The organism is Halorussus rarus (genome assembly GCF_003369835.1).
GTDB lineage: Archaea > Halobacteriota > Halobacteria > Halobacteriales > Haladaptataceae > Halorussus > Halorussus rarus.
Window position 1 is genome coordinate 158,049 of sequence record NZ_QPMJ01000001.1, and the last position, 26,475, is coordinate 184,523.

Sequence of the window (26,475 nt, forward strand, 5' to 3'; positions counted from 1 at the left end):
CGACGTCGCCGTCGTCAATCGGAGGTCGTCGCTCACTCGATGCGGAACGTCGTCTCGGCGGTGAGCCGGTCGGCCCCGCGGACGGCGTCGATGCCGACCGCGAGCGTGTGCTCGCCCCGCTCGGCGGCCCGCCACTCGCGCTCGCTCTCGCGGATTCGCTGGTCCCACCGCCGGTGGAACAGCTTTCGCTCGCTCCGGCCGAACTGGAGGCGGGCGCGCTCGGCCGGGGCGTCCGCGGGGAGCTCCGACGACTCGTCGAGGCCGTCGAGCGACCACGACCACCGCCCGGGCGTGGCCGTCACGAGCGTCACGGGGACGGGGAGCCGGTTTGAGAACGAGACGCGGAACCGGACCTGCTCGTCCGGGGCGTAGGTGTCCCTGTCGGTCTCGACGTCGACCGTCACCGCGTAGGGGCGGAGCGTGGCCGGGAAGAGGGCGTGGCTCAGGTTGTCCCAGTTGACGTGTCCGCCGCGGCGCTCCGCCCCGTCGTTGGGGACGAAGGGGTCCTCGTCGTCGCGCCGGAGCGCCTCCGACTCGTAGATGCGGCGCATATCCGCAGAAGGGAACCGACCGAGATAAAGCCACCGCCGGGTGCGGCGGGGGCGGCCGCCGTCGTGACCTCGGACGGGACTACCCCATCTCGGCCTCGACGTCCTCGTAGTAGGGGCAGGCGATACCGTGCTCGCCGTCGACGTCGCGGAGGTCGGGGTGGTCGTCCCACTCGCCGCACTCCTCGCGCGCGATGGGGCAGCGGGTGTGGAACTTACAGCCCGACGGCGGGTTCATCGGCGACGGCACGTTGCCCTCGAGGATGACCCGGTCGGCCTCCCACAGCGGGTCCGGTTCGGGGATGGCCGACAGCAGCGACCGCGTGTACGGGTGGTACGGCGGCGAGAACACCTCCTCGGTGGTGCCGAACTCGACGACCTCGCCCAGGTACATCACCGCGATCCTGTCGGCGATGTGCTCGACCACGCTGAGGTCGTGGGCGATGAACAGGTACGACAGGCCGAACTCGTCCTGGAGGTCCTCCAGCAGATTCAGGATCTGGGCCTGCACGCTCACGTCGAGCGCCGACACCGGCTCGTCGCAGACGATGAACTCGGGGTCGACCGCCAGCGCCCGGGCGATGCCGATGCGCTGGCGCTGTCCGCCCGAGAACTCGTGGGGGTACCGGGAGGCGTGGCTCGCCTGCATCCCGACCGTCTCGAGCAGCTCCTCGACCCGCTCCTCGCGCTCCTGCCCGTCGGCGAGGCCGTGGATGTCCAGCGCCTCGCCGACGATGTCGCTGATCGTGAGCCGCGGGTTGAGCGACGCGAACGGGTTCTGGAAGATGTACTGCAGGTCGGTCCGGTACTCCCGGAGTTCGCTCTCCGACAGCTCGGCCAGGTCGGTGCCGTCGTAGTAGACCGAGCCCGCGGTCGCGTCCTCGAGCCCGAGCATCGTCCGCCCCAGCGAGGACTTGCCGCAGCCCGACTCGCCGACCAGCCCGACCGTCTCGCCCGGGGCGATCTCGATGTCGACCCCGTCGACGGCCCTGACGGTCTCGGACTCGCCGAGCAGCCGGTCGAGGAACCCCTCGTCGGTGGTGTAGTGCTTGGTGAGGTTCTCGGTGCGGACGACCGGCTCGCCGTCCTGGCGGCCGCTCATCGCGGCTCACCCCCGTCGGTCGCGGCGTCCTCGCGTCCGTCGGTCGCAGTATCCTCGCGTATCTCGATGTCGAAGTCCAGCCCCCTGGAGAGCTCGCCGACGTACTCTAGACACGCCGCCGCGTGGACCGTCGGGTCGGTCTGGTCGGCGGGCGTGCCGTCGGCCGTATCGGTGAGCCGGGGGTCGCGCTTCGTGCAGACCTCCTCGGCGTACGGACACCGGGGGTAGAAGCTGCAGCCCGAGGGGAGCTGGACCAGGTCGGGCATCGTGCCCGGAATCGTGTCGAGCCGGTCGCGCTCGTCGCCGATGCGCGGGATCGACCCCATGAGCCCGACGGTGTAGGGGTGCTTGGGCTCGTAGTACAGCTCCTCGACCGGCGCCTTCTCGACGGCCCGGCCGGCGTACATCACCATCACGCGCTCGCAGACCTCCGCGACCACGCCGAGGTCGTGGGTGATGAGCTGGATCGCCGCGCCGAACTCCTCCGAGAGCTCCTCGAGGAGTTCGAGTATCTGGGCCTCGATGGTGACGTCGAGCGCGGTGGTCGGCTCGTCGGCGATGATGAGGTCGGGGTCGCACGACAGCGCGATGGCGATGACCGCGCGCTGCTGCATCCCGCCCGAGAACTCGTGGGGGTAGTCGGAGTACCGCTCCCCGGGGTCGGGGATGCCGACCTGGTCGAGCATCTCGACGGCCCGGTCGCGGACCGCCTGCCCGTCGAGGTCCATGTGGACCCGGATGGCCTCGGCGATCTGCTCGCCGATCGTGTACACCGGATTCAGCGCGGTGTGGGGGTCCTGGAAGATCATGGCGATGTCGCCGCCACGGAGCATCCGCATCGCCTCGTCGGGCGCGTCCAGCAGGTCGACGTGGCCCGCCTCGATCCGGAGCCGGCCGTCGCTGGTGTCGGTGGCGACCTCCTCGGACCGCTCGCGAACGACCGCGCCGGGGTCGTCGGTGCGAACCTCGCCGTCGTCGATGACTTCGGTGACGTGGACGAACCCCTCGCCGTCTCCGGTCGCGACGCCGTCGGGGAACCGACGGGCGAGCTTGGCGACCGCCGTCTCCGAGCGGAATCGGATGGTGCCGCCCTCGATGCGGCCGGGGTCGTCGATGAGCCGCATCAGCGACAGGCTGGTGACCGACTTGCCGGCGCCGGACTCGCCGACGACGGCGAACCGCTCGCCCCGCCCGACGGTGTAGGAGACGCCGTCGACCGCCTTCACCTCGCCCTCCTCGGTGTAGAAGCTGGTCCGGAGGTCCTCGACCTCCAGCAGGGGCGCGTCGGTCGCCGACATCACCGGACACCCCGGTTCCCGCCGGCGGTGTCCTGCGGGTCGATGGCGTCGCGGATCCCGTCGCCGACGAGGTTGATCGAGAGGACGAACAGGAAGATGGCCAGTCCGGGGAAGACGGTGATCCACCACTGGCCCTGGATCAGGCTCTGGCGGCCCGAGGAGAGCATGCTGCCCCACTCGGAGGTGCCGGGCTGGAGCCCCAGGCCGAGGAAGCCCAGCGCGGCGGCCGTCAGCACGATGGTGCCGACGCCGAGCGTCGCCTGGACGATGACCGGCGCGATGGCGTTGGGCACGATGTGCCGGAAGATGATCGACCGGTCGCGGGCGCCGAGCGCCCGCGCGGCGGTGACGTACTCGCTCTCCTTGATGGAGAGTATCTCGCCCCGGATGATCCGGGCGTAGCCGATCCACGCGACCAGCACCAGCGCCAGGATTATCTTCCAGAACCCCTGGCCCAGCACCGCGATGAGCGCGATGGCCAGCACGAGGAACGGGAACGAGTAGAGGATGTCGACGACGCGCATGATCGCCTCGTCGACCCAGCCGCCGTAGTAGCCGGCGATGGCGCCGAGCGGGACGCCGACCGACAGCGCGATGGCGACGGTGATGAACCCGATGGACAGGCTGAACCGCCCGCCGTACATCACCCGCGAGAATATGTCCTTGCCCGACCAGTCGGTGCCGAACAGGTGGGCGGCCGACGGCGGCTGCTTGAGCGCGCCGAAGTTCGACTGCCCGGGGTCGAACGGCGCCAGCGAGAACGGCTGGACCGTGACGCCCTCGACGACGACCGGGCGGGCGAACACCGCCGCGACCGCCATCACCGCGATGATTCCGAGGCCGATGATCGCGCTCCGGTTGCGCTTGAACCGCTGCCACGCGCGGGCGCGCCGCGAGCGACGGACGGTGCTCTCTTCGGGGTTCCAGTCGAACAGTTCGCCGCGATCGTCGAGTTCGGCGGCGTCGAATCCGGTCACCCGGATGCGGCCGCGTTCGGTCGTCGGAGATCTCGATGAGTCGTATGACATGTCAGTATCTGATGCGAGGGTCGAGCCACGAGTAGGCGATGTCCGCGAGCAGGTTCGCGAACACGATCGTCGTTGCGATCAACAGGACGACGGCCTGCAGGATGGGGAAGTCCCGCTGGGTGATGGCGTCGATGAGCAGCCGACCGACGCCGGGCCACGAGAACACCTGCTCGACGACGACCGCGCCGTCGACCAGGAAGGCGATCTGCAGCGCCGCGACCGTGATGACGGAGATGAGGGAGTTTCGCAGGACGTGCTTGATGATGACCGTGCGCTCGGGGAGGCCCTTCGCCCGGGCGGTCCGGACGTAGTCCTCGCTGAGCTCCTCGACCATCGACGAGCGGGTGAGCCGCATGATGAGCGCGGCCGACGCCGTCCCGAGCGTGATCGCCGGCAGCACCATGAACTTGAACATCGCCGGCGTCAGCAGCGGTTTGTCCGGCGGGATGACGCGGAAGAAGCCCAGTTCGACGCTGAACACCAGCAGCAGCATCAGGCCCAGCCAGAAGTTGGGCGTCGCGATGCCCAGCAGCGCGCCCACGCGGCTCACCTCGTCGGCCGGTTTCCCCTTCTTCACCGCCGAGAAGATGCCGACGGGGATGCCGATGCCGACCGCGATCAGGAAGCCGAACCCGCCGAGTGCCAGCGTGTTCGGGAGCCGGCTGAGGATGGCCTCCGCGACGCTCCGGTTCGAGACGACCGACCGGCCGAAGTCGAGCGCGACCGCGTCCGTGAACCACAGCCAGTACTGGACGTAGACCGGCTCGTCGAGGTTGTACTGGGCCTCGAGCTGGGCTCGCAGCTCCGGCGTCGCCTCCTGGAACTGGAGGATGTAGTCGACCGGGGTCCCCGGAAGCAGCTTCGTAAGCGAGAACGTCAGCACCGACACGCCCAGTAGCACCGGAATCGTGATTAGTAACCGCTTGACGAGGTATTTCTGAAGTGACATAAATGGGGGTCGGCCGGGGTTCTACTTCGTGAGCTCGGTGTTCGCGTCCGAGGCCGGGGCGTAGATGCCCTGGAACTCGCTCCCGTTGATCGGGTAGGTCTGGAAGCCCTTCACGCGATCCGTGTGGAACGCGTCCATCTCCATGCCGAACCGGATGTACGTCATCGGCGCGTCGCGACACAGAATCTCCATCAGGTCCTTGTAGATCTCGGCCCGCTCCTGGGTGTCGTACGTCGACAGGCCCTCCGCGAGGAGGCTGTCGACTTCGTCGTTCGCGTAGTGGGCCATGTTGAAGCCGTTGGGCGTGAATCCGCCGCTGTGGACCAGGTTGTAGACGTACGCGTCGGGGTCCCAGCCGCCGGACCAACCGACCGCGATGAGCTCGTTCTTGCTCGCCGACTTCTCGCTGAGGATCTTGCCCACGTACGTGTTCCACTCGAACTGCTCGACGCTCACGTCGAAGTAGTCGGTGGAGTTGAGGCTCTCCGCGATGAGCTGTGCCCACCGGACGCGCTGGGGGTTCTCGTTCGAGATGATCGTGGTCTTGAACGGGGTCTGGACGTCCGAGTTCGCGAACCCTTCTTCGAGGAGCGTGTTGGCCTTCTCCTGGTTGTACCCGAGGTACTCCTCGCCCATCTGCTGGTTGAACTCCTCGGAGGTGAAGTCGGCCGCGAGCGGCGACACCGGCGTGTACGCCGGGATGCCGATGCCGTTGTAGACCGACTTGACGATGGCGTCACGCGGAACGAGCCGCGAGATACCCCGCCGCACCTTCGCGTTGTCGAACGGCGCCAGCTTCGTCGGGAACGACAGCAGGTCGAACCCGCCGGCCTGGCGCTCGGTGACGGTGAACTTGTCGTTGCTCTTGAGGTCCGAGACGCTCCCCGCCGGCGGCGCGTTGATCATGTCCACGTCGCCGCCCTGCAGCGCCGCCAGCTGAGCGGACTGCTCGATGATGACGCGGAACGTGATGCGCTCGATGGACGGCTGGGCCGGCACCGAGTCGCTGCCCGAGAACCAGTAGTCGCCGTTGCGCTCGATGCGGAACAGGCTGTCGGGCTGGTGCTCGACGAACGTGTACGGGCCCGTCCCCACGGGGTTCTCCGCGAGGCTGAGCTCGTCGCTCGCGGCCTCGGCCGGCACGATGGGGAGCGCGGCGAGGGTGTACTTCAGCGGGGCGTAGTCGTCCGAGAGGGTGAGGTCGAGCGTGTAGTCGTCGACGACTTCCGACGACTTGTACCACTTGTAGACCTCCGACTCGTTCGGGCTGCCCTTGTACCGCTCGTACGACGACTTGACGTCCTGGGCTGTGAGCTCCTTGCCGTTGTGGAACGTGACGCCCTCGCGGAGGTTCACCCGCCAGGTGAGGTCGGCGTCGGTCTGCTCGACCGACTTCGCGAGAACCGGCTGGATCTCGCCGTCGAAGTCGACCTGGAGCAGCGACTCGTACACCAGTCCGAACGCCTTCTGTGAGGTGGTGTCGGTCGCCTTGGTCGGGTCGAAGTTCTTCACGTCCGCGCCGAAGGTCGCGATCAGTTCGCTGCCGGTCTGACCGCCGCTCGAGTCCTGGGTCGTCGCCTCGTCGGTCGTCGTCCCCTCGTCGGTCGTGGTCGTGGACTGGTCGTCGCTCGTGCCGGAACAGCCGGCGAGCCCCGCGACGCCTGCGAGCCCCAGCGACTGAACGAGCTTTCGTCGGCCGATATCGAATCTGCCAGTATTGTCAGAACGAGGCATACTAACTATGCCCAAGGCATAACGTATAATGTTTTCGAATAGGTGAATCGATTGGAGATACAGAACGCGTGTATTGTATTTCCGACTACCCCCTGTTCATAATCCTCCTGTAATCCGGTGGCCCTTGCGAGATGCGCAGATTCTTGGCCCGTCGCTCACAACCTCGACCGAGAGCGGCCGCTCGGCGCGCCGGGGTCCGACGACTCGCACGCGCGGACCGGGGGCCACCGGTATCAATGACAGGCGACGATCCGTTCCGGACCGACAGCGGCATCGAACCCGCCGACACCGAGGCGTTCGGCCTCGCGCGGGACTGGTGGAGCGACGGCGAGAGCAGGACCACCGCGGCGCTCGGCGGCGGACCGAGTACCGATGCCGCTCCGTCTCACCGCGCTCCGATGACCCGAAGGGGGACCGATTCCCGATGACCCGGACGATCCTCGTCGCCGGCACCGCAAGCCACGTCGGCAAGAGCACGGTCGCCGCGGGCCTCTGTCGCCTGCTCGCCCGCCGGGGCGTCTCGGTCGCGCCCTACAAGGCCCAGAACATGAGCAACAACGCCCGCGCCGTCGCGACCCCGAACGGCGGCTGGGGGGAGATCGGCGTCTCACAGTACGTCCAGGCGCGGGCCGCCGGGGTCGTCCCGACGACCGACCACAACCCGGTCCTGCTCAAGCCCCGGGGCGACGGCGAGAGCCAGCTCGTCGTCGACGGCGAGGCGGTCGGCCACCTCTCGGCCGGGTCGTACTACGACGACCACTGGGACCGAGCGAGGGCGGCCGCCCGCGAGGCCCACGGGCGACTCGCGGCCGACCGCGACGTCGTGGTCGCGGAGGGCGCGGGCTCCATCGCCGAGCTCAACCTCCGGGACCGCGACCTCGCCAACGTCGAGACCGCCCGCTTTGCGGACGCCGACATCCTGCTGGTCGCGGACATCGAGCGCGGCGGGATGTTCGCCAGCGTCGTCGGCACGCTCGAACTGCTGCCCGACGACCTCCGCGACCGCGTGGTCGGCGTCGTCGTCACCAAGTTCCGGGGCGACCGCGACCTGCTCGACCCCGGCCTGGACGAACTCGAGGCGAGAACGGGCGTCCCGGTCCTCGGGGTGCTCCCCTACGACGACCCCGGTCTGCCGGCCGAGGACAGCGTCTCGCTCCCGTCGCCGGACGAGTCGGCGGTCCGCGGCGGCGACGACGAGGTCCCCGACGACGCGGCCGTGACGGTCGCGGTGCCCCGACTCCCCCGCATCTCGAACTTCACCGACCTCGAACCGCTGGCGCGCGAGCCCGGCGTCCGGGTGGCCTACCGCCCGCCGGACGCGGAGTTCGGCGACGCCGACGCGGTGGTCCTGCCGGGTACGAAGAACACGGTCGACGACCTGCTGGCGCTCCGCGAGGCCGGCTTCGGCGAGCGCCTCGCCGCCTTCGACGGCCCGGTCGTCGGCCTCTGCGGGGGCTACCAGCTGCTCGGCGAGCGCATCGCGAACGCCGACGTCGAGGGGACCGGCGACCGCGAGGAGGTGGACGGGTTCGGCCTGCTCCCGGTCGAGACCCGGTTCTCGCCGGACAAGCGGGTCGAGCGCGCCGAGCGCGACCTGACCGGAGTCGGCCCGCTCGGCGGCGCGACGGGGACCGCGTCGGGCTACGAGATCCACATGGGCGAGACCGACCTCGTCGGCGACGTCGACCGGCCCTTCCCGGACGCGGGGGCCGCGACCGACCGCGTGCTGGGGACCTACCTCCACGGCATCTTCGAGAACGACGCCGCGCGCGACGGGTTCCTCGACGCGGTCTTCGAGTCGGCCGGCGTCCCGCGGCCGTCTCCCGAGTCGGACCGGGGCGACCCCTCCGACGCCGCCGCGGACCTGCTGGCCGACCACCTCGAACTGGCCTCCCTGCTGCCGGCGGAGTGACTCGATGCAGTCCGACAACTCGGTGCGCCGACCAGAATACTGACCGTCTCGCAGTTCAAAGTCCGGCCGTGTCCCTCCTCGATTCCCGGCGAGCGCGGTCTGCGGCCGCCCTGACCGCAATCGCTCTCGTAGCGGGCCTCGCGATGCTTGTCGGCGCGCTCCGACGCGGACCCGCCCGCGCTCGCGACGTGCCGCTCAGCCCCCTTACCGCCGGTCGGCGCGTCGGCGCGGACTACCCCGAGCGCCGGAGCATCGTCGCCGACGGCGACGTCGCCGGCGAGATGGACGACATGGACGCGTACGCCGGTCCAGAGTTCGACCCGGAGGCGGTCGCCCCCGCGGTCCGGGACTTCTACGAGCGCACGGCCGACTACCGGCTCAGCTACGCCGTGCGCTGGCACCGGCCGTTCCGCTTCGGTGCGGCGCTCGCCAGCCGTCTGACCGGCCGCATCGAGCAGTTGAATCTCCCCGGTCCGGACGAGTCGAGCGGCGCCCCCGGCGCCGATGCCCGGGAACTGGGGAGCCGGTTCGCCCGCGTCGACCCCGAGGTCGACCCCCGGCCCGGCGCGCGGGCCTGGGTCCGGACGAACGCGGCGGGCGAGGCGGTCTTCGTGGCTATCTACGCCCACCACGAGCGCGACGCGACCCGGTACGTCAACATCGCGGTGCCGCTTCCGGGCGCGAACCTGAGCACGGTGCTCCGGCCGGTGAATCTCGACGACGGCAGCGGGGGTATCGAACTCACGACGCTCGGCGATTCTACGGACGGCGACGAGGGGTTGTACCTGGCGACGCCGCTCGGTAACGTCGCGCTCCCGCTCGACCAGCGGTTCCGGGTGTGGCCCGCCGAGGGTGACTTCTCGGATCCCGACTCGCTGGCTCGGGTGACGGGTGAGAACGCCGCGATCGTCGCCAGCCACGAGATGTGGCTGTTCGGCCGGCAGTTCCTCACGATTCGGTACACCGGCAGCGAGCGGACCCCGGAATAGCGCGAGTCGATGACGAGAAGGCGAAGTCGGGGTAGCTCCCGCGGGTCGGTCAAACGTCGGGCGTCTCCATGATGCGGGGGACGCCCGCCGCGGTGATGGTCTCGCCGACGAGGTACGAGGCGGCGTCGCTGGCGAGGAACTGCGCGATGTCGGCGATCTCCTCGGAGGTGCCGATCCGGCGCTCGACGTCGCCGCGGTCGATGTTGTCGGCGCTGACGCCCATCTGGCTCTCGACGCCGGGCGTGGCGACGAACCCGGGCGCGATGCAGTTGACGCGGACGTCATCGCTCGCCCATTCGAACGCCAGCGTCGACGTGAGGTTGATGACGCCGGCCTTGGCCGCGCCGTAGTGGCTCATGTGGGGCGAGCCCTTCTGGCCCGCGACGCTGGCGAGGTTGATGACCGCGCCGCCGCCGTCCTCTCGCATGCGCTCGCCCGCGACCTGGGTGCAGTGGAAGGTGCCGTGGAGGTTGATGTCCACGATGGTCTCCCAGCCGTTCTCGCTGATGTCCGCGAACGGCGCCATGAAGCTCGCGCCGGCGTTGTTGACCAGCACGTCGACGCCGCCGAACTCCTCGACGGTCGCGTCGACCAGCGCCTCGACCGCGTCGCGGTCGGTCACGTCGCACTCGACGGCGAGCGCCGACCCCTCGCGGTCGCTGTCGGCGATGCCCTCGGCGACCGGTTCGACGTTCTCCTGCTCGCGCGAGCAGACCACGACGTCGGCGCCGTCGTCGGCGAACCGCTCGGCGATGGTCCGCCCGATGCCGCTCGACGCGCCCGTTACGATGGCCGTTTGCCCGTCGACGCCGAACTGCTCGGTCGTCACGCGACTCCCTCCGCGGTCGGTTGCTGCGGAACGATGGTTACCATTGTTAACTACGCCGAAGAATACTCGCCCGTCGTTAATAAATGTGGGCGAGGTATTGCAATCGTTATCTTGATTTAGAATGCCAGTCATTACCACTCATGGACAAGTCCGCGTTCACCGAGGGCGCACGGTCGGGCAACGTCGCGCGCCTCCACGACGAGACGGCCGAGCGCCACGCCGAGGACCTGGCGCTTGAGATGCGAGGGTCGGAACTCACCCACGGAGGGCTCCGGGACCGCTCGGCGCGATTCGCGGGCGGACTGCGCGACCTCGGAGTCGACGTCGGCGACCGGGTGCTGCTGTACCTGCCGAACTGTCCGGAGTACGTCGTCGCCGCGCTCGGGACACTGAAGGCGGGCGCCGTGGCGTCGCCGATGAACCCCCAGTACAAGGCCCGGGAGATCGGCCACCAGCTCGACGACACCGAAGCGTCGGTCGTCGTCACCCACGCCGCGCTCCGGGACCACCTCGCCGAGGCCCTCCGGGAGACCGACCGGAGTCCGGCGGTCGTCACGGTGGGCCCCTCGGACGACCTCCCCGAAGGCGACGTCGCCTTCGCGACCGTTGACGGTGAAGCAATCACGGTCGACAGAGAGAGCGAGGACGTCGCGCTCCAGCCGTACACCAGCGGGACGACCGGCCAGCCCAAGGGCGTGCTGCTCACCCACCGCAACCTCCGTGCCCAGGCGTTCTCGGGGTTCGAACTGGTCGACGTCGACCCCGGCGAGGACCGGAGCCTCGCGGTCCTGCCGCTGTACCACATCACGGGGTTCGTCCACTCGACGTGGCAGACGCTGGTCCGGGGCGGCGCGGTGTACGTCCGCAACCCCGCCGAGTGGGACGCCGAGGACGCGATGCGGACCATCGAGGCGGAGGGCATCACGGGGTTCATCGGCGTCGCGGCGATGTACGTCGACCTCGTCAACCACGAGGCGTTCGGCGAGTACGACCTGTCGAGCCTCCGGGAGACCGGCCAGGGCGGCGCGAAGATGCCCGTCGCGGTCCAGCGGGAGTTCGAGTCGGTCGCCGGCGTCGACGCCTGGGAGGGGTACGGCCTCACCGAGACCACCGCGGCGACCCACACCGGCGCGGGGACGACCTTCGGCCACCGACTGGGGACCATCGGCCAACCGCTGCGGATGACCGACGCCAAGGTCGTCGACGAGTCGGGCGCGGAGGTCCCGCCGGGTGAGGAGGGCGAACTCCTGGTCCGGGGCCCGCAGGTGATGAAGGGGTACCACGATCTGCCCGAGGCGAACGACGCGGCGTTCACCGAGGCGGGATACTTCCGGACCGGCGACGTCGCGCGGCGCGACCCGGACAACTACTACGAGATCATCGACCGGAAGAAGCACATGATCAACACCGCGGGGTACAACGTCTACCCGAGCGAGGTCGAGGAACTGCTCTTCGAGCACGAGGGGGTCGCCGACGCCGCGGTGGTCGGGGTCCCCGACGACCGCCGGGGCGAGACAGTGAAGGCGTTCATCGTGCCTGCTCCGGACGCCGAGGTGACGCCCGAGGAGCTCAAACAGTTCTGCCTCGACAACCTCGCGGAGTACAAGCACCCCCGAGAGGTCGAGTTCGTCGAGGAACTCCCCCGGACCGCGAGCGGGAAGGTCCAGAAGTTCAAGCTGGTCGAGGGCGAGGAGGACGAGAGCTGACCGTGCCGGGCGGCGAACCCGAATCCGACTACCGGGCGGTGTTCTGGGACATCGGCGGCGTCGTCCTCGACCCGGACTCGGTCCGCGAGGCCCACGAGGCGTTCGTCCGGCGCGTGGTCGCGGAGCACGCGTCCGATACGTCGGTCGGGGAGGAGATCGAGACGGCCGACGCCATCGAGACGTGGCGGACCGCGGTCGGCGAGTACTTCCGGGCGCGCGACGGGACGGAGTTCCGATCGGCCCGGCGCGGCTACCACCGGGCGGTCGCCGAAGTCGTCGGCGAGGAGATTCCCGAGGACGAGTGGCGGCCCCTCTTCGAGGCGGCGACTGCGGGGACGCTCCGCCCCGAACCCGACGCGGCCGAGACCGTCGAGCGGCTCGCCGAGACCGACCTCCACGTCGGCGTCGTCAGCGACGTCGACACCGAGGAGGGCCTGCGCATCCTGGAAGAGTTCGGCGTGCGGGACCGGTTCGACTCGATAACCACCTCCGAGATGGTCGGTCGGACCAAGCCCGACCGCCGGATGTTCGAGACTGCCTTGGAGGAGGCCGGACTGTCACCCGACGCCGCCCCGGAGTCGGTCATGATCGGCGACCGGTACGACCACGACATGGCCGGCGCGAAGGAGTTGGGACTGACGACCGTCGCGTACGGCGCCGAAGACGGGCCTGCGGTCGATTACGAGGTCGAGAATCTGCGAGAGGTGCTGGCCGTCGTCGGCGTAGCTGACCGGGACGATTCTACCGTCGAGAATCGAGAGAATTGAGACCTACCCGTCGTCGAACCGGAGCAGGTGCTCGACCTCGCTCCGGTCGGTGTCCTCGAAGGCGTTGCGCGCGATGACGCGCTTGTGGACCTCGTCGGCGCCGTCGATGATGCGGAACTGCCGGACGTTCTCGTAGAAGTCCGCCAGCGGCAGGTCCTTCCCGATGCCGTTGCCGCCGCAGATCTGGACCGCGGTGTCGATGGCGTTCTGCGCGACGTTCGCGGCGAACGTCTTGCTCATCGCCACCTCGATGCGGGCCTCCTCGCCGGCGGCGATCTGGCGGGCGGCGTGCCGGACCATCGTCCGGACCGCGTGGAGCCGGGTCTCGGCCTCGGCGACCTCGAACCGGAGCGCCTGCTTGTCCGACAGCGTCCCGTCGAACGCCCGGCGCTCCTCGGCGTAGGCCTTCGCCACGTCGAGCGCGCGCTCGGCCATCCCGGAGAAGCGCATGCAGTGGGTCAGGCGGGCCGGGCCGAGGCGCCGCTGGGCGATGGCGAACCCGGCGTTCTCCTCGCCGAGCAGGTTCTCCTCGGGCACCCGGACGTTCTCGTACCTGATCTCGGCGTGGCTCCCGCCGGTGAGGCCGCCGCCGAGGTGCGGGATGTCGCGCTGGATCTCGACGCCGGGGGTGTCGGCGGGCACGAGAAAGATCGAACAGCCCTGGTAGGGGTGGGCGTCCTGGTCGGTCCGGGCCATCACCAGCAGCACGTCGGCCTCGCTGCCCTGCGTGGTCCACCACTTGTGGCCGTCGATGACCCACTCGTCACCGTCCTTCTCCGCGGTCGTCCGGATCATCTTCGGGTCCGACCCCGCGCCGGGCATCGGCTCGGTCATCGAGAACCCCGACCGGACCTCGCCCTCGACCAGCGGGCGGAGCCACTCGTCCTTCTGCTCGTCGGTGCCGACTATCTCGAGCGTGTGCATGTTGCCCTCGTCGGGCGCGTCGACGCGGATGGCCGCGGGCCCGAGCAGGCTCCGGCCGGCTTCCTCGAAGACGGGCAGGACCTCGCGGAAGTCCATCCCCATCCCGCCGTACTCCTCGGGTATCTGGGGCGCGTACACGTCGCGCTCTCTCGCTGCCTCGCGGAGGTCCGCCAGGACCTCCGACGGGACCGGTCCTGCGCCGAGGTACTCGCGCTCGACGGGCACCACCTCCTCGCGGACGAAGGTCCGGGCGCGCTCGGCGACCTCCTGGCCGCTCGCCGGGTCGTCGTACTCCATACCTGCTACCTCTTCGCAACGATGTAAAAGCATTTCCCCGATTCCGTTACCCTCGTAAGTTCTATACCGGAGTTGTCCGTACAATCGACGCGAACGACCGGGCCGAGCGAACGCCCGCGCGGCGGGCCGCCGGCCCAGCAACCGCACGACGCGGTGGGACGAACCTATGACAGGAAGCGACGACGCCACGACCGAAGCCGGACGCGACGCGGCCGCCGACGAGAGTGACTACTTCGAGCGACTCGTCGACCGCGACGCGCTCCGGGAGTACCTGACCGACCGACTCGGCGACGCCGGGGAGTTCGCCGTCAGCCACCACGGCGAGGGCCACTCCAACGAGACGCTGTTCGTGACGTGGGGCGACCGGGAACTGGTCGTCCGACGGCCGCCGCCGGGCGAGACCGCCGACACCGCCCACGACGTGCTCCGGGAGTACCGCGTGATGGACGCGCTCCAGGACACCGACGTCCCGGTGCCGACGACCGTGCTGGCCTGCGAGAACCACGACGTCCTCGGCAGTGACTTCTACGTGATGGACCGGGTCGCGGGCGACGTGCTCCGGGACGCCGAGCCCGACCGCTTCGGGACGGCCGGAGCCCGACAGCGCGTCGGCGAGGAGCTGGTCGACACCCTCGCAGCCGTCCACGGGGTCGATTACGAGGACGTCGGTCTGGGCGAGTTCGGCCACCCGCCGGGCTACACCGAGCGCCAGGTCGAGCGCTGGACCAAGCAGCTCGAGTGGGCGTTCGAGCGCACCGCCGACGAGCGCACGGTGCCGGAACTCCGGAAGGTCGGCGACTGGCTCGCCGAGCACTGCCCGACCGACCACGAGCACGCGCTGGTCCACGGCGACTACAAGCTCGACAACGTCATGTTCGCGCCGGGGACGCCCCCGGAGCTGGCCGCGGTGTTCGACTGGGAGATGGCGACGCTGGGCGATCCGCTGGCCGACCTGGGCTGGATGCTGTCGTACTGGCGCGACCCCGGCGACCCCGACCCCGCCTCGCCCGAGCTCGAAGCGACGTTCATGGAGGCGGAGGGCTACCCGACTCGGCGGGAACTGGTCGACCGGTACGAGGCGGCCACCGGTATCGAGTACGAGCGCGACCGGTTCTACCGCTCGCTGGCGGTGTACAAGCTGGCCGCGCTCGGCGAGATGTTCTACCGGCGCTACCTCGAGGGCAACAGCGACGACCCGATGTACCCGGTGATGGAGCACCGGGTGCCCGACCTGGCCGCGCGCGCGAAGCGCATCATCGACGGCGACGAACCGCTGTGAGACGTCTTTAAATAACGATTCACTATCAGCACCGCCAGCGGCGACCCGACCGGGGCGTTTTCGTTCTCGAAAGCCCCCGCCCGGTCGCGGTCGCTCAGCGACATATCCTCGGTTCGCCTTGGGCTCACCTCGGATAGGGGTCGCTGAGACGACCAGGCGTTGCGCGACCGGGCGGCCCCTTTCAGTCCCACCCTCGGTTGTCTGTGTAGCCTGCCAACACTCCCTCGAACACCCCCGCGCGACCCAATCGTTTTGCCGCCGTGCGCCGACACTCGACCCATGACAGACCTCGACGCCTTCGACCTCTCCGGCACCGTCGCCGTGGTCACCGGCGGCACCCGCGGCATCGGCCGCGCCGTCGCTCGCGGGTTCGCCGACGCCGGGGCCGACGTGGTCCCCACGTCCCGAACCGAGGAGACGGTCGAGGACGCCGTCGCGGACGTGCGCGACCGCGGGGCGTCGTCGCTGGTCGCGCCGACCGACGTGACCGACGAGGCCGCGGTCCGGGACCTGTTCGACCGGGTCGACGACGAACTCGGCGGGGTCGACGCGGTGGTGAACAACGCGGGCATCAACCCCGACGCCGCGCTCGGCCCGCCCGAGGACGTCGACAGCGAGGCGTTCGAGTTCACGACCGACGTGAACCTCGGCGGCGCGTTCCACTGCGCGCGGGCCGCGGCCGAGTCCCTCGCGGAGCGCGGCGGGACCGTCGTCAACGTCGCCAGCGTCGGCGGTCTGGTGGGCCTGCCGCGCCAGCACCCCTACGTCGCCTCGAAGCACGGGCTGGTCGGCCTCACCAAGAGCATGGCGCTCGACTGGGCGCCCGACGTCCGGGTCAACGCCCTTGCGCCGGGGTACGTCCGGACCGACCTCACCGAGGAACTGCAGGAGAACGAGCGCCTCCGGAAGTCCATCGTCGACCGGACCCCGCTGGCCCGGTTCGCCGACCCCGAGGAGATAGCCGGCCCCGCGGTCTTCCTGGCCAGCGACGCCGCCTCGTACGTCACCGGCGAGTGTCTCGCGGTCGACGGCGGGTGGACGGCGCGTTGAACCGGGTTCCGCCGGGACACGCCCCGAGAACGACCGGCGACGGGGAATCAAAATCGTCATGACCGCCCGGTCTCTTGGAGTGGGTAATGGGCTACCTGTCGAGGAGCATCGAGCGTATCGGGGGGCGGCGCCTCGTCCTGGCCCTCGGCGGCTTCTACGTAGCGACTGCCGCGGCCTTTCCGGTCACCCCGGTCGCCGGGGACCGGTCGACAGGTGACGTGCTGATAATATCGCTGCTCGTCGGCGCGAGCGGACTCGTGCTCTCTTACGGCGGCTATCGACTCTCGCGGACGAACATCCGCCCGGACCTCTACCACGTGGTCGCCGGGTGGTGCGTCCGCGCCGTCGGGGTCATGGTCGGCATCCTGCTCTTCATCTCGCTCGTCACGGGCCTGAGCGACCCCCTCGCGAACGTCCTCATCCTCTCGGCGCTCGCCAGCGTGGCCGGCCTCGGGATGGGCTATCACGACGGCCGCGCCAAGACGCGGGCGGTCGACGCCGAGGAGCACAGCCGGGAACTCGAACGCTACCGGGCCATCGTCGAGACGGTCAACGACGGCATCTTCGTCGCCGACGCCGACGACCGCTTCACGCTGGTCAACGACGCGTACTGCGAGATGATGGGGTACGACCGCGAGGAGCTCATCGGTTCGCCCACCTCGCTCGTCGCGGACGAGACGGAAGAGGACGTGGCGGCCATCCTGGAGGAGGTCGACCGCGACCTGACGGCCGGGCCGTCGGAGACGAACACGTACGAGACGTCGCTGGAGACCGCGTCCGGGGAGACGTTCGATGCCGAGTGGAGCGTCGCGCCGCTCCCGAACTCGGCCGGCGGCGCTCCCGACCGGGTCGTCGTGGTGCGCGACGTCACCGAGCGCAACGAGCGCGAGCGCCGGCTCGAACGCCAGAACGAGCAGCTGGACAGCTTCGCCAGCCTGCTCGCCCACGAACTGCGCAACCCCGTCACCATCGGTCAGATATACAGCCAGCAGCTCTCGCGCGAGGAGAACCCGGAGGCGGTCGAGTACGTCGCGGAGGCGTTCGACCGCATCGAGGACATCATCGACGTCATGCTGCTCGTGGCGCGGGGCCGCGACGCGATCTCCGAGTGCTCGGCGGTGAATCTCGCGGACGCGGCGCGCGAGGCGTGGACCGAGGTCGACGCCCCCGACGCGACGCTGGAACTCGACGTCGACCAGACGGTCGAAGCGGACGCGACGTACATCCGGCACCTGTTCCGAAATCTGTTCGAAAACGCCGTGGAGCACGGCGGGACGGACGTCACGGTCACGGTCGGCACCCTGCCGACCGGGTTCTACGTGGCCGACGACGGCCGCGGCATCGACCTCGACGAGCGGGCGACGGTGTTCGAGACGGGATACACGTCCGCCGCCAGCGAGGGCGGGATGGGACTGGGACTCACGTTCGTCCAGGAGATGGCGACCGCCTACGAATGGGAGTGCTCGGTGGCGGAGAGTACCGCAGGTGGAGCGCAGTTCGAATTCGAGAACGTGACCCGGACGCCGACCGCGACCGAGTAGTTCCCGCCCGACCGCGGCGGAGTCGCGTCCCGACGCAGAGACCGCGCCCGCAACGACTCCGGAATTTCTATGCCACAGGGTGACGTGAGTCCGTGTCCATGTCCGACAGCGACGAACCGGCCGACAGCGCGCCTGCCCTCGACCTCGGATTCACCGTCGGCCTCGACATGGCGTTCGAGCAGGCCGTCTCGTGGGCCGCGAGCGAGGGGTTCGATTTCGTCGAGGTGCTGCTCGACGGCCCCTACGCCCGCGAGCGCATCGCCGACCGGGCCGACTCGATGCGGGCGACCCTGGAGGGGGCCGAGATGGGCGTCGTGGTCCACCTGCCCTTCGCGGTCGACCCCGGCTCGCCCTTCTCGCCCGTGCGGGAGGGTGCGGTCGCCGAACTCACCGCGGGGATGGACCTCGCCGTCGACCTCGGCGCCGAGACGGTGGTGTTCCACCCCTCCTCGGACGCCTGGGACCTGGGGTGGACCGAGGCGGAGTGCCGCGAGTTCGTGCACGCCGGCCTGGACGACCTGATCCCGGCCGCCCGCGACCGCGGCCTGGCGCCCTGCGTGGAGAACGTCGTCTCGAGCTACTACGACGTGACGACGTTCGACGAACTGCTGGAACGCTATCCGGACGCGTTGATGACGTTCGACACGAGCCACGCGCTGCTCGCCGGGACGGACGAGGCCGAGATGGCCGAGTTCTGCCGGGCGCACGCCGACCGCATCGGTCACCTCCACCTCGTCGACACCCGGGGCGGCGACGACGAGCACCTGCCCGTCGGGATGGGGCGCATCGACTTCGCGACGGTGCTGGCGGCGCTGGCCGACGAGGGCTGGTCGGGCACCGCGACCCTCGAAATCGGTACCGAGGACTACGACACCATCGCGCTCGGGAAGCGCCACGTCGAGGAACTGCTGGGCGGCGCCTGACGGCGGGCGTCGGTCGCGTCGGTTCCGATCACGACCGTGACGGATGCCACCGACCAGCACGTTTTATGTCGTCCCCGTCGTACGAGGGTGCTACTTCCGAGGAGCACCATGTCCTGGCGCATCACGCTCGACGCCGACACCTACGAGCGGGCCCGCGAGGAGTTCTCGTGGGACGAGATACCCGACGACTACAACGCCGCCCGCGACCTGGTCGGCAAGCACGAGGACCCCGACCGGCCCGCGCTGTACCAGGCGTATCCCGACGGGTCGCGGGAGACCTACACCTTCGGCGACTTAGACGACCTGTCGGACACTGTCGCCCGCGGGCTGGCCGACCGCGGGGTCGGGCGCGGCGACCGCGTGGCGGTGGTCGTGCCCCAGAAGCCCGCCAACCCCATCACGCACCTCGCGTGCTGGAAGCTCGGCGCGGTGTCGCTGCCGCTGTCGGTGCTGTTCGGCGAGGACGCGCTCCGCTACCGGCTCGACGACTCGGGCGCGACCGCGGTCGTCGCCGACGATTCGGTGCTCGATACCGTACAGGCGGTCCGCGGGGACTGCCCCGACCTCGCTCACGTCGTCGCGGTCGACCCCGACGGGACACCGGCAGACGTCGAACCGTTCGCGGCCCTCCGCGAGGAAGTGGATCGGGCGGCCGGATTCGGGGTCGCCGACACCGACGCCGCCACGCCGGCAATCGTGATGTACACCAGCGGGAGCACCGGCCCGCCGAAGGGCGTGCTCCACGGCCACGGCGTCTGGCTGGGCCACTGCCCGGCGTTCTACATGTACTTCGAGCGGGACGTCGACGAGTCGGTGTTCTGGACGCCCGCCGACTGGGCCTGGATCGGCGCGCTCGGCGACCTCGTCTTCCCGGCGTGGCACCACGGCCGCCCGGTGGTCGGCTACCCGATGGGCGGGTTCGACGCCGGGACCGCCTACGACCTCCTGGCGGAGTTCGACGTCACCGACGCCTTCCTCCCGCCGACCGCCATCCGGATGATGATGGACGTCGCGGACCCGGCCGAGCGGTACGACCTCGACCTGAAGGCGGTCTGCTCGGGCGGCGAGCCGTTGACGCCCGAGATACTCGACTGGGCCGACGAGGCGCTGTCGGGCGTCGCGGTCAACGAGCTCTACGGCCAGACCGAGGCCAACCTGCTGGTGGCCAACTGCCGGGACTGGTTCCCGGCGCGGGCGGGCAGCATGGGCAAGCCCGTCCCCGGCCACGACGTGGCCGTCCTCGACGCCGAGACCGGCGAGCGCCGCCCGCAGGGGGAGGTCGGGATGATCGCCGTCCGGCGCGGCGACGACCCGGTCGTCTTCCGCGAGTACTGGAACCAGCCCGAGAAGACCGCGGCCGCGAGCGTCACCGGCCCAGACGGGTCCGAGTGGCACCTGACCGGCGACCTCGGGTACCGCGACGACGACGGCTACTTCTGGTTCAAGGCCCGTGACGACGACGTCATCATCACCGCGGGCTACCGCGTCGGGCCCGGCGAGGTCGAGAGCGCGATCCTCGAACACCCGGACGTCGAGCAGGTGGGCGTCGTCGGCGTCCCCGACGAGCGGCGCGGCGAGATAATCAAGGCGTTCGTCCAGCCGGTTCCCGGCGTCGCCGGCGACGACGCGCTCCGCGAGGAGATCCGGAACCTGGTCCGGGACCGACTGGCGAAGCACGAGTACCCCCGGGAGGTCGCGTTCCTCGACGAACTCCCCCAGACCACGACCGGGAAGATACAGCGCCGGAAGCTCCGCGACCGCGAGTCCTCCGAGTAGGCCGGCGGCCGGCGGCGAACCGCCGGAGGGCGACGACTGGTCCCGTACGGCTCTCGCCGGCGGACGCGTGCCTTGTAACGCTTCTGCCCCAAGTCCTAACGACGTCGCGGCCCTTCGAACGGACGTGTCCGACGACCGCTCATACAACGACGACGCAGAGTACGGAACCGACGCGTACGACGACGAGACCGCCGGACGCGACGAGTACAGGGACGACGTCTACGACGATGGGTACGCCGATGACGACGAGTACGATTCGGCGTACGACGACGAGGACGACGACGGTAGCTGGTGGGACGAGGGGCTCATCGGCCTGCTCCTCGTCGCCGGGGTCGTCCTGTTCTTCTTCCCGGAGCCGTTCACCTCGACCGTCGGCATCGCGCTCATCGCGCTCGGCATCATCGCGTGGGCCGCCGACGCGCTGATGTAATCGCACCGAGCGGGGACGACGCTCCTCGTCCCCGAGGAATTTCTACGCGACCGGTCAGTCCGACTCGGCGACCGACACCGAGAGGTACTCCTCGAGCAGGTCCTCGCGCTCGCGGAGCTCCGGGACGCTGCCCTCCCAGACGTTCGACCCCTTCTCGATGATGTAGGCCCGCTCGGCCAGGTCGAGCGCGAACTGGACGTTCTGCTCGGTCAGCAGGACGGTGACGTCCCGCTCGACGATGTCCGCGAACACCCGGCGGAGATCGTCGACGATGACCGGCGCGAGCCCCTCGGTCGGCTCGTCCAACAGCAGCAGGTCGGGGTTCTGGACCAGGGCCCGCCCGACCGACAGCATCTGCTGCTCGCCGCCCGAGAGGTCCCGACCGCGGCTGTCCCGGAGGTCGTCGAGCGTCGGGAACACGTCGTACATCTCCTCGACGTCCCGGGGGTCCTCGGCGGTCTCGGCCGCGACCCGGAGGTTCTCCTCGACGGTCAGCGTCGGGAAGATGCGGCGGTCCTCGGGGACGAGCTTGATACCCATCCGGCTGATGCGGTTGACCGGGGTCGTCACGATGTCGGTGTCCCGGTATCGGATGATCCCCTCGCGGCGGGGGACGGTGCCGACGATGCTCCGGAGCGTGGTGGTCTTGCCCGCGCCGTTCCGGCCGAGCAGCACCACCACCTCGTTCTCCTCGACCTCGAGCGAGAGGTCGAAGACGACGTGGCTGTTGCCGTAGTAGACGTTCACGTCGGCCATCTCCAGCAGCGCCATCACTCCTCACCTCCCAGGTAGGCCTCCCGGACGCGCTCGTCGGCCATCACCTCGTCGGGGGTGCCGTCGGCGATGAGCCGTCCGCCGTCGAACACCAGGATGCGGTCGGAGATGCCCAGCACCACCTCCATGTCGTGCTCGGTGATGAGGAACGTCGTGTCGGTGCGCTCGTCGAGATCGCCGATGAGGTCGACCATCCGCCGGGTCTCTGTCGCGTTCATCCCGGCGGTCGGTTCGTCGAGCAGCACGACCGACGGGTCGGTTCCCAGCGCCAGCGCGATCTCGACCTTCCTGACGTCGCCGTGCGAGAGGTTCGCGCACTTCGTCTCGGCCACCCCCGTCAGGTTCGTCAGTTCGAGCACGCGCCGGGCCTCGGCGTTGAGGTCGTCGTCGGTGGCCGCGACCGACGTGAAGTCGAGCGTCCGGCCCTCCCGGCTGATGCGCGCGATGCGGACGTTCTCCAGCACGGTCAGCCGCTCGAACACGTTGTTTATCTGGAAGGCCCGGGCGAGGCCGAGCCGGTTTATCTCGTAGGGCTCCATCCCGGTCACGTCGACCAGTCCGTCGTCCCCGGTTTCCTCGGAACCGGTCGGGGCTCCCGCGTCGTCGGGCCCGGCCGAGGGTCCCGTCTCGTCGTCGCTCCCGCCGCCCGCCGCGGTGCCGCCGTCGGTGGCGGCGTCGCCGCCGGTCGAGCTGCCGCCGTCCGTCGCGGTCCCGCCGTCGCCGACGGCCTCCCCCTCGCGGCGGGGCCGGATGGCGACTCGCCCCGCCGAGGGCTCCAGTTGGCCCGCCAGCAGGTTGTAGAAGGTGGTCTTGCCCGCGCCGTTCGGGCCGATGATGCTGGTGATGTCGGCGTCGTCTATCGCGACGCTCACGTCGTCGACCGCGACCAGCGCGCCGAACCGCCGGGTCAGGCCGTCGGTCCGCAGGACGGTCGTCACGTCGCTCCCTCCTCGCCGCCGAACAGCCCCTGGGGCTTGAGCACGAGCACGGCGATCATCGCCAGGAACGGCAGCAGCTGGCCCGCCCCGGAGATGACGATGCTGCCGACCGCGATGAGCAGGCCGATGACGTACGCGCCGACGAACGCGCCCGTGAACGAGCCGAGCCCGCCGATGACGACCACGACGAACGCGTTGATGATGACCTGGTTGCCCATCGCCGGGCTGACCGCCCCGACCGGCGCGGCGAGCGCGCCGCCGAGGCCGGCGAGGAGGGCGCCGACGAAGAACACGCCGGTGTAGAGCCGCGAGACGTCGATGCCCAGCAGTCGGGCCATGTCGCGGTCGCTCGCGGTCGCCCGGACCAGCCGACCGATGTTGGTGAACCGGAGTACCGCGAACAGCGCCCCGAGCACGACCAGCGACATCACCACGAGGAACGCCCGGTAGGTCGGCGCCGCCAGCGAGTCGGTGAACCGGACGGTGCCCTGGAGCCCGGCCGGCGGCGAGATGACGAACTGGCCGGTCCCGAAGGTGATGCGCGTGAGGTCGGTGAGTATCAGCACGAACGCGAACGTCAGGAGCAACTGGTCTAGCACCTCCTCCTGACGGCCGTACAGCCGCCGGATGAAGCCCATCTCGATGAGCGCCCCGAGGACGCCGACGACGACCAGGGCCGCGATCACGCCCGGCCAGAAACCGAGCCGCGGGAAGCTCACGCCGAACACGGTGAGGCCGTTGACCATCGTCACGGCCACGTAGGCCCCGATCATGTACAGCGCGCCGTGTGCGAAGTTGAGCACGTCGAGCACGCCGAAGATGAGGCTCAGGCCGATGGCGACGAGGAACAGCTGGGCGCCGATGCTGAGGCCCGTTATCACCTGATCGGCGACCAGGCCGATGTCAACCATACGCACGACTCATCGAGAAAACGATTAAACGTTTCGCCGATTTCACCGGAGAATCGCAGGAAAACGCCGGAACAATTTCTATAAAATCAGGAAATGTGGATGTAATCCTGGACGGGAATAAAAGTAGCAAAAATTAGTGATAGAATCGAGACCGGTGACACCCCGTACTCAGGCGAAGGTATATGTTCGATTCTATCATCAAGGATTCGTGGGTTTCATGACATCCGATAACAGTCCCCACGAAAACGGGGACGGGGAAGCCGAATCGACGGGGTGGAATCGACGCGCCTTCCTCGGGACCGCCGGCGCGGCCGGCGCGACCGGGCTGGTGGGGCCGGTGGGGACCGTCACCGCACAGGACAACCCGATCCGGATCGGGGCGGTGTACCTGCTGTCGGGGCTGGGCCAGGCGCTGGGGGCGGCCTCGGTCGCGGCCGCCGAGCTCACGGTCAAACGCATCAACGAGGCGGGCGGCATCCTCGACCGGGACGTCGAACTCGTCGTCCGGGACCACGAGAACAGCGCCGCGACCGCCAACCAGCACTTCCGGGACCTGGTCCAGCGCCAGAACGTGGCCGCGATGATCGGGCTGACCTCCTCGGGCGTGACGCTGTCGACCGCGCCCACGGTCGCCCAGTTGGGCGTCCCGCTCACGCTGACCGACATCGGGACGCCGTTCATCACCGAGCACGACGAGGACACGTACGGCGACAACGCCCAGGGGACCCGGGTCCACTTCCGGACCAACGCGAACACCGCCATCAACACGTACGCGATGGCACGGTACGCCAACGAGAATCTGGACGTGACCCGGGTCGCCAACCTCGGACCGGACTACGCCTACGGCCAGCAGTGCTGGGAGTACTTCAAGGCGTTCTCGAACGCGATGGGCGCCGACTACGAGTACGTCGCCAGCCAGTTTCCCGAGGTGGGCGCCAGCAACATGACCCCGCAGATAAACACGGTATCGAACGCGAACCCCGAACTGGTGTTCACCTCGTTCTGGGCCGGCGACGCGGTCACCTTCGTCCAGCAGGCGACCCAGCAGGGGCTGTTCGAGCAGGCCACCGACGTGTTCGACACGCTCGGCGCCGACCCGACGGTGTTCCAGGCGCTCGGAAACACCATGCCCGAGGGGGTCAGCTACTCGTCGTGGTACTGGCACTCGACGTACGACAACGAAAACAACAACAGCTTCCTGGACGCCTGGAACCAGGAGTACCAGAACACCGACACCATCGGCGTCCCATCGTTCACCGGGCCGAGCGCGTGGTCGGCGCTCTGGATGTACAAGCGCGCGATGGAGAACGCCGGCAGCACCAACCCCGACGACGTCATCTCCCAGCTCGAGGGGATGCAGTACCAGGACGACCCGCGCGGGCCGATCAGCATCGACGCGAACTCCCACCAGGCCCAGGCCCCGACCATCATCGGGACCACCAGCAGCCAGGACGACGTCCCGTACGACGGGGTCGGACTCCAGCCCTCGGAGTCGATCAGCGTCGACCGCTCGACGCTCAGCGACATGCTGAGCCAGGCCGACACCAACCTGCCGCCGGGCGTCTGAGCCGGGGCGGCTCTCCAGTTCCTACCTTCACATGAGCTACACAGACACGGTACGCGAGCGCGTCCGGGACGGCGACCTGGCTGTCGTCGTCGCCGGCGTCGTCGTCCTCGCCCTGCTCGCGGGTGCGCCGCTGTACCTCGGGCCGGTCGAGACGTCGCTGCTCATCACGGTGCTGCTAGTCGCCATCTTCGGCACCGCGTTCAACCTGCTGTACGGCTACACCGGCCTGCTGTCGTTCGGCCACGCGATGTTCCTCGCGGTCGCCGCCTACGCGACCGCCAAGGTGTTCAACGTCGTCGGCCCCCTGCTGGGCCTCGAGGAGCTGTTCGGCGGCGCCAGCGTCCTTGCGACGTTCGCGCTCGCCGTCCTGGTGGGCGTCGGGTTCGCGACGCTGCTCGCGGTGCCCATCGGCTACCTCAGCGTCCAGCTCGAGGAGATCTACTTCGCGATGATCACGCTGTCGTTCAGCATGGCGGTGTTCGTGATGCTGCTCCAGGACATCACCGGCCAGCTCGCCGACCTCCTCGGCCTCGGCGAGACCGCCACCGAGCTGCTGGTCACCAACGGCGACGACGGGCTCATCGTCTCCTACCAGGCGATGGGCGAGGTCGACCTGTTCGGGTGGGCGTTCACGTTCATGAACATCTCCGACTACCTCGCGTTCTACTTCGTCGTCCTGTCGGCGTTCGTCGGCTCGATGTACGCGCTCTGGCGGGTCGTCCGGTCGCCGTTCGGCCGGGTCTGCCTGGCCATCCGGGAGAACCCCGAGCGCGCCCGGTCGCTGGGCATCGACGTGACGCGCCACTCGTGGGCGACGTTCGTGGTCAGCGCGGCGTTCACCGGGCTGGTCGGCACGATGTGGGCGCCCCTCCAGAGCAGCGTCGTCCCGGGCATCGGCCACTGGACGTTCTCGGCCACGCCCGTGCTCGTGACCGTCATCGGCGGGCCGTACTCGTTCCTCGGCCCGACGGTGGGGTCGTTCGTCTACGAGTACATCCGGTTCACCATCGACCAGTACCCGGCGCTGGCGGCCCGGTGGCAGCTCGTGTTCGGCGTCATCCTGCTGTCGGTCGTGATGTTCTTCGAGAACGGCGTCACCGGCGGCATCCGGAGCCTGTGGGAGCGGGCGCGCGGCGAACTCTCGTCGGGCGACGCCGCGCCCGCCGAGGGCCGGGGCGACCGGGAGCAGGGGTGACCCGCCGT

At 69.5% G+C, this 26,475-nt stretch carries 23 protein-coding genes and 1 pseudogene; 13 read left to right on the forward strand and 11 right to left on the reverse strand.

Features of this window, described 5'->3' with window-relative positions; translation table 11 throughout:
* Positions 1-32 precede the first annotated feature (32 nt).
* From DVR07_RS00860 to DVR07_RS00885, 6 genes and pseudogenes are all read right to left on the reverse strand, one after another.
* A complete protein-coding gene (locus DVR07_RS00860) occupies positions 33-551 on the reverse strand; it encodes a hypothetical protein (protein WP_115794900.1) in 519 nt (172 codons plus the stop codon).
* Positions 552-699: 148 nt separating this feature from the next.
* Positions 700-1,650: pseudogene (locus tag DVR07_RS00865) on the reverse strand (ABC transporter ATP-binding protein); the annotation flags it as partial.
* The gene (locus DVR07_RS00870; protein WP_115794902.1) at positions 1,647-2,948 is read right to left on the reverse strand and encodes an ABC transporter ATP-binding protein; all 1,302 of its coding nucleotides are present in this window, start codon (positions 2,946-2,948) and stop codon (positions 1,647-1,649) included. The gene DVR07_RS00870 and the pseudogene DVR07_RS00865, both read right to left, overlap by 4 nt.
* Positions 2,948-3,976, reverse strand: a complete 1,029-nt coding sequence (locus tag DVR07_RS00875; protein WP_115794903.1) for an ABC transporter permease — start codon at positions 3,974-3,976, stop codon at positions 2,948-2,950. Before DVR07_RS00875 ends, DVR07_RS00870 begins: the two co-directional genes overlap by 1 nt.
* A gap of 1 nt (position 3,977) precedes the next feature.
* Positions 3,978-4,925 carry an ABC transporter permease gene (locus tag DVR07_RS00880; RefSeq protein WP_115794904.1) on the reverse strand — a complete coding sequence of 316 codons (948 nt, stop codon included), beginning with the start codon at positions 4,923-4,925 and terminating at the stop codon, positions 3,978-3,980.
* 21 nt (positions 4,926-4,946) lie between these two features.
* Entirely contained in the window at positions 4,947-6,659 is a 1,713-nt protein-coding gene (locus DVR07_RS00885; protein WP_115794905.1) for an ABC transporter substrate-binding protein, read from the reverse strand.
* A 236-nt stretch (positions 6,660-6,895) separates the two neighbouring features.
* On the opposite strand from DVR07_RS00885, the gene DVR07_RS00890 reads away from it, so the two are divergent.
* From DVR07_RS00890 to DVR07_RS00900, 3 genes are all read left to right on the forward strand, one after another.
* A complete protein-coding gene (locus DVR07_RS00890) occupies positions 6,896-7,087 on the forward strand; it encodes a hypothetical protein (RefSeq protein ID WP_115794906.1) in 192 nt (63 codons plus the stop codon).
* A complete protein-coding gene (locus tag DVR07_RS00895) occupies positions 7,084-8,571 on the forward strand; it encodes a cobyric acid synthase (RefSeq protein ID WP_115794907.1) in 1,488 nt (495 codons plus the stop codon). Before DVR07_RS00890 ends, DVR07_RS00895 begins: the two co-directional genes overlap by 4 nt.
* Positions 8,572-8,639: 68 nt before the next feature.
* A complete protein-coding gene (locus DVR07_RS00900; RefSeq protein ID WP_162829392.1) occupies positions 8,640-9,560 on the forward strand; it encodes a hypothetical protein in 921 nt (306 codons plus the stop codon).
* A gap of 49 nt (positions 9,561-9,609) precedes the next feature.
* Here the strand turns inward: DVR07_RS00900 and DVR07_RS00905 are convergent, their stop codons facing one another.
* Entirely contained in the window at positions 9,610-10,389 is a 780-nt protein-coding gene (locus DVR07_RS00905; protein ID WP_115794909.1) for an SDR family NAD(P)-dependent oxidoreductase, read from the reverse strand.
* A gap of 140 nt (positions 10,390-10,529) precedes the next feature.
* Here DVR07_RS00905 and DVR07_RS00910 point away from each other — a divergent pair, with 140 nt between their 5' ends.
* Together DVR07_RS00910 and DVR07_RS00915 are read left to right on the forward strand one after the other, a co-directional pair.
* Positions 10,530-12,095, forward strand: a complete 1,566-nt coding sequence (locus DVR07_RS00910; RefSeq protein WP_115794910.1) for a class I adenylate-forming enzyme family protein — start codon at positions 10,530-10,532, stop codon at positions 12,093-12,095.
* Positions 12,096-12,097: 2 nt separating this feature from the next.
* Positions 12,098-12,862, forward strand: coding sequence for an HAD family hydrolase (locus DVR07_RS00915; protein WP_115794911.1), 765 nt, complete (start codon positions 12,098-12,100; stop codon positions 12,860-12,862).
* A 3-nt stretch (positions 12,863-12,865) separates the two neighbouring features.
* On the opposite strand, the gene DVR07_RS00920 is transcribed toward DVR07_RS00915, so the two are convergent.
* Positions 12,866-14,083, reverse strand: coding sequence for an acyl-CoA dehydrogenase family protein (locus tag DVR07_RS00920; protein ID WP_115794912.1), 1,218 nt, complete (start codon positions 14,081-14,083; stop codon positions 12,866-12,868).
* A 166-nt stretch (positions 14,084-14,249) separates the two neighbouring features.
* Here DVR07_RS00920 and DVR07_RS00925 point away from each other — a divergent pair, with 166 nt between their 5' ends.
* From DVR07_RS00925 to DVR07_RS00950, 6 genes are all read left to right on the forward strand, one after another.
* Positions 14,250-15,362 (forward strand): phosphotransferase family protein, encoded by a 1,113-nt coding sequence (locus DVR07_RS00925; protein ID WP_115794913.1) that lies wholly within the window; start codon positions 14,250-14,252, stop codon positions 15,360-15,362.
* A 279-nt stretch (positions 15,363-15,641) separates the two neighbouring features.
* Entirely contained in the window at positions 15,642-16,412 is a 771-nt protein-coding gene (locus DVR07_RS00930) for an SDR family NAD(P)-dependent oxidoreductase (RefSeq protein WP_115794914.1), read from the forward strand.
* An 86-nt stretch (positions 16,413-16,498) separates the two neighbouring features.
* Positions 16,499-17,953, forward strand: a complete 1,455-nt coding sequence (locus DVR07_RS00935; RefSeq protein WP_115794915.1) for a PAS domain S-box protein — start codon at positions 16,499-16,501, stop codon at positions 17,951-17,953.
* Between the two features lie 98 nt (positions 17,954-18,051).
* Positions 18,052-18,876, forward strand: coding sequence for a sugar phosphate isomerase/epimerase family protein (locus DVR07_RS00940; RefSeq protein WP_115794916.1), 825 nt, complete (start codon positions 18,052-18,054; stop codon positions 18,874-18,876).
* A 108-nt stretch (positions 18,877-18,984) separates the two neighbouring features.
* Positions 18,985-20,652 carry an acyl-CoA synthetase gene (locus tag DVR07_RS00945; protein ID WP_115794917.1) on the forward strand — a complete coding sequence of 556 codons (1,668 nt, stop codon included), beginning with the start codon at positions 18,985-18,987 and terminating at the stop codon, positions 20,650-20,652.
* A 124-nt stretch (positions 20,653-20,776) separates the two neighbouring features.
* On the forward strand, positions 20,777-21,082 hold the full coding sequence (locus DVR07_RS00950) for a hypothetical protein (RefSeq protein WP_115794918.1): 306 nt from the start codon (positions 20,777-20,779) through the stop codon (positions 21,080-21,082).
* Between the two features lie 54 nt (positions 21,083-21,136).
* Here DVR07_RS00950 and DVR07_RS00955 read toward each other — a convergent pair whose 3' ends face one another.
* The 3 genes from DVR07_RS00955 to DVR07_RS00965 are packed head-to-tail and all read right to left on the reverse strand — an operon-like array spanning position 21,137 to position 23,705.
* Complete coding sequence (locus DVR07_RS00955; protein ID WP_115794919.1) at positions 21,137-21,853, reverse strand: ABC transporter ATP-binding protein; 717 nt, start codon at positions 21,851-21,853, stop codon at positions 21,137-21,139.
* The gene (locus tag DVR07_RS00960; RefSeq protein ID WP_115796263.1) at positions 21,853-22,794 is read right to left on the reverse strand and encodes an ABC transporter ATP-binding protein; all 942 of its coding nucleotides are present in this window, start codon (positions 22,792-22,794) and stop codon (positions 21,853-21,855) included. The genes DVR07_RS00955 and DVR07_RS00960 overlap by 1 nt, the downstream gene beginning before the upstream one ends.
* Complete coding sequence (locus DVR07_RS00965) at positions 22,791-23,705, reverse strand: branched-chain amino acid ABC transporter permease (protein ID WP_115794920.1); 915 nt, start codon at positions 23,703-23,705, stop codon at positions 22,791-22,793. The genes DVR07_RS00960 and DVR07_RS00965 overlap by 4 nt, the downstream gene beginning before the upstream one ends.
* 217 nt (positions 23,706-23,922) lie before the next feature.
* On the opposite strand from DVR07_RS00965, the gene DVR07_RS00970 reads away from it, so the two are divergent.
* Positions 23,923-25,272, forward strand: a complete 1,350-nt coding sequence (locus DVR07_RS00970) for an ABC transporter substrate-binding protein (RefSeq protein WP_115796264.1) — start codon at positions 23,923-23,925, stop codon at positions 25,270-25,272.
* Positions 25,273-25,303: 31 nt separating this feature from the next.
* Positions 25,304-26,467, forward strand: coding sequence for a branched-chain amino acid ABC transporter permease (locus DVR07_RS00975; protein ID WP_115794921.1), 1,164 nt, complete (start codon positions 25,304-25,306; stop codon positions 26,465-26,467).
* Positions 26,468-26,475 lie beyond the last annotated feature (8 nt).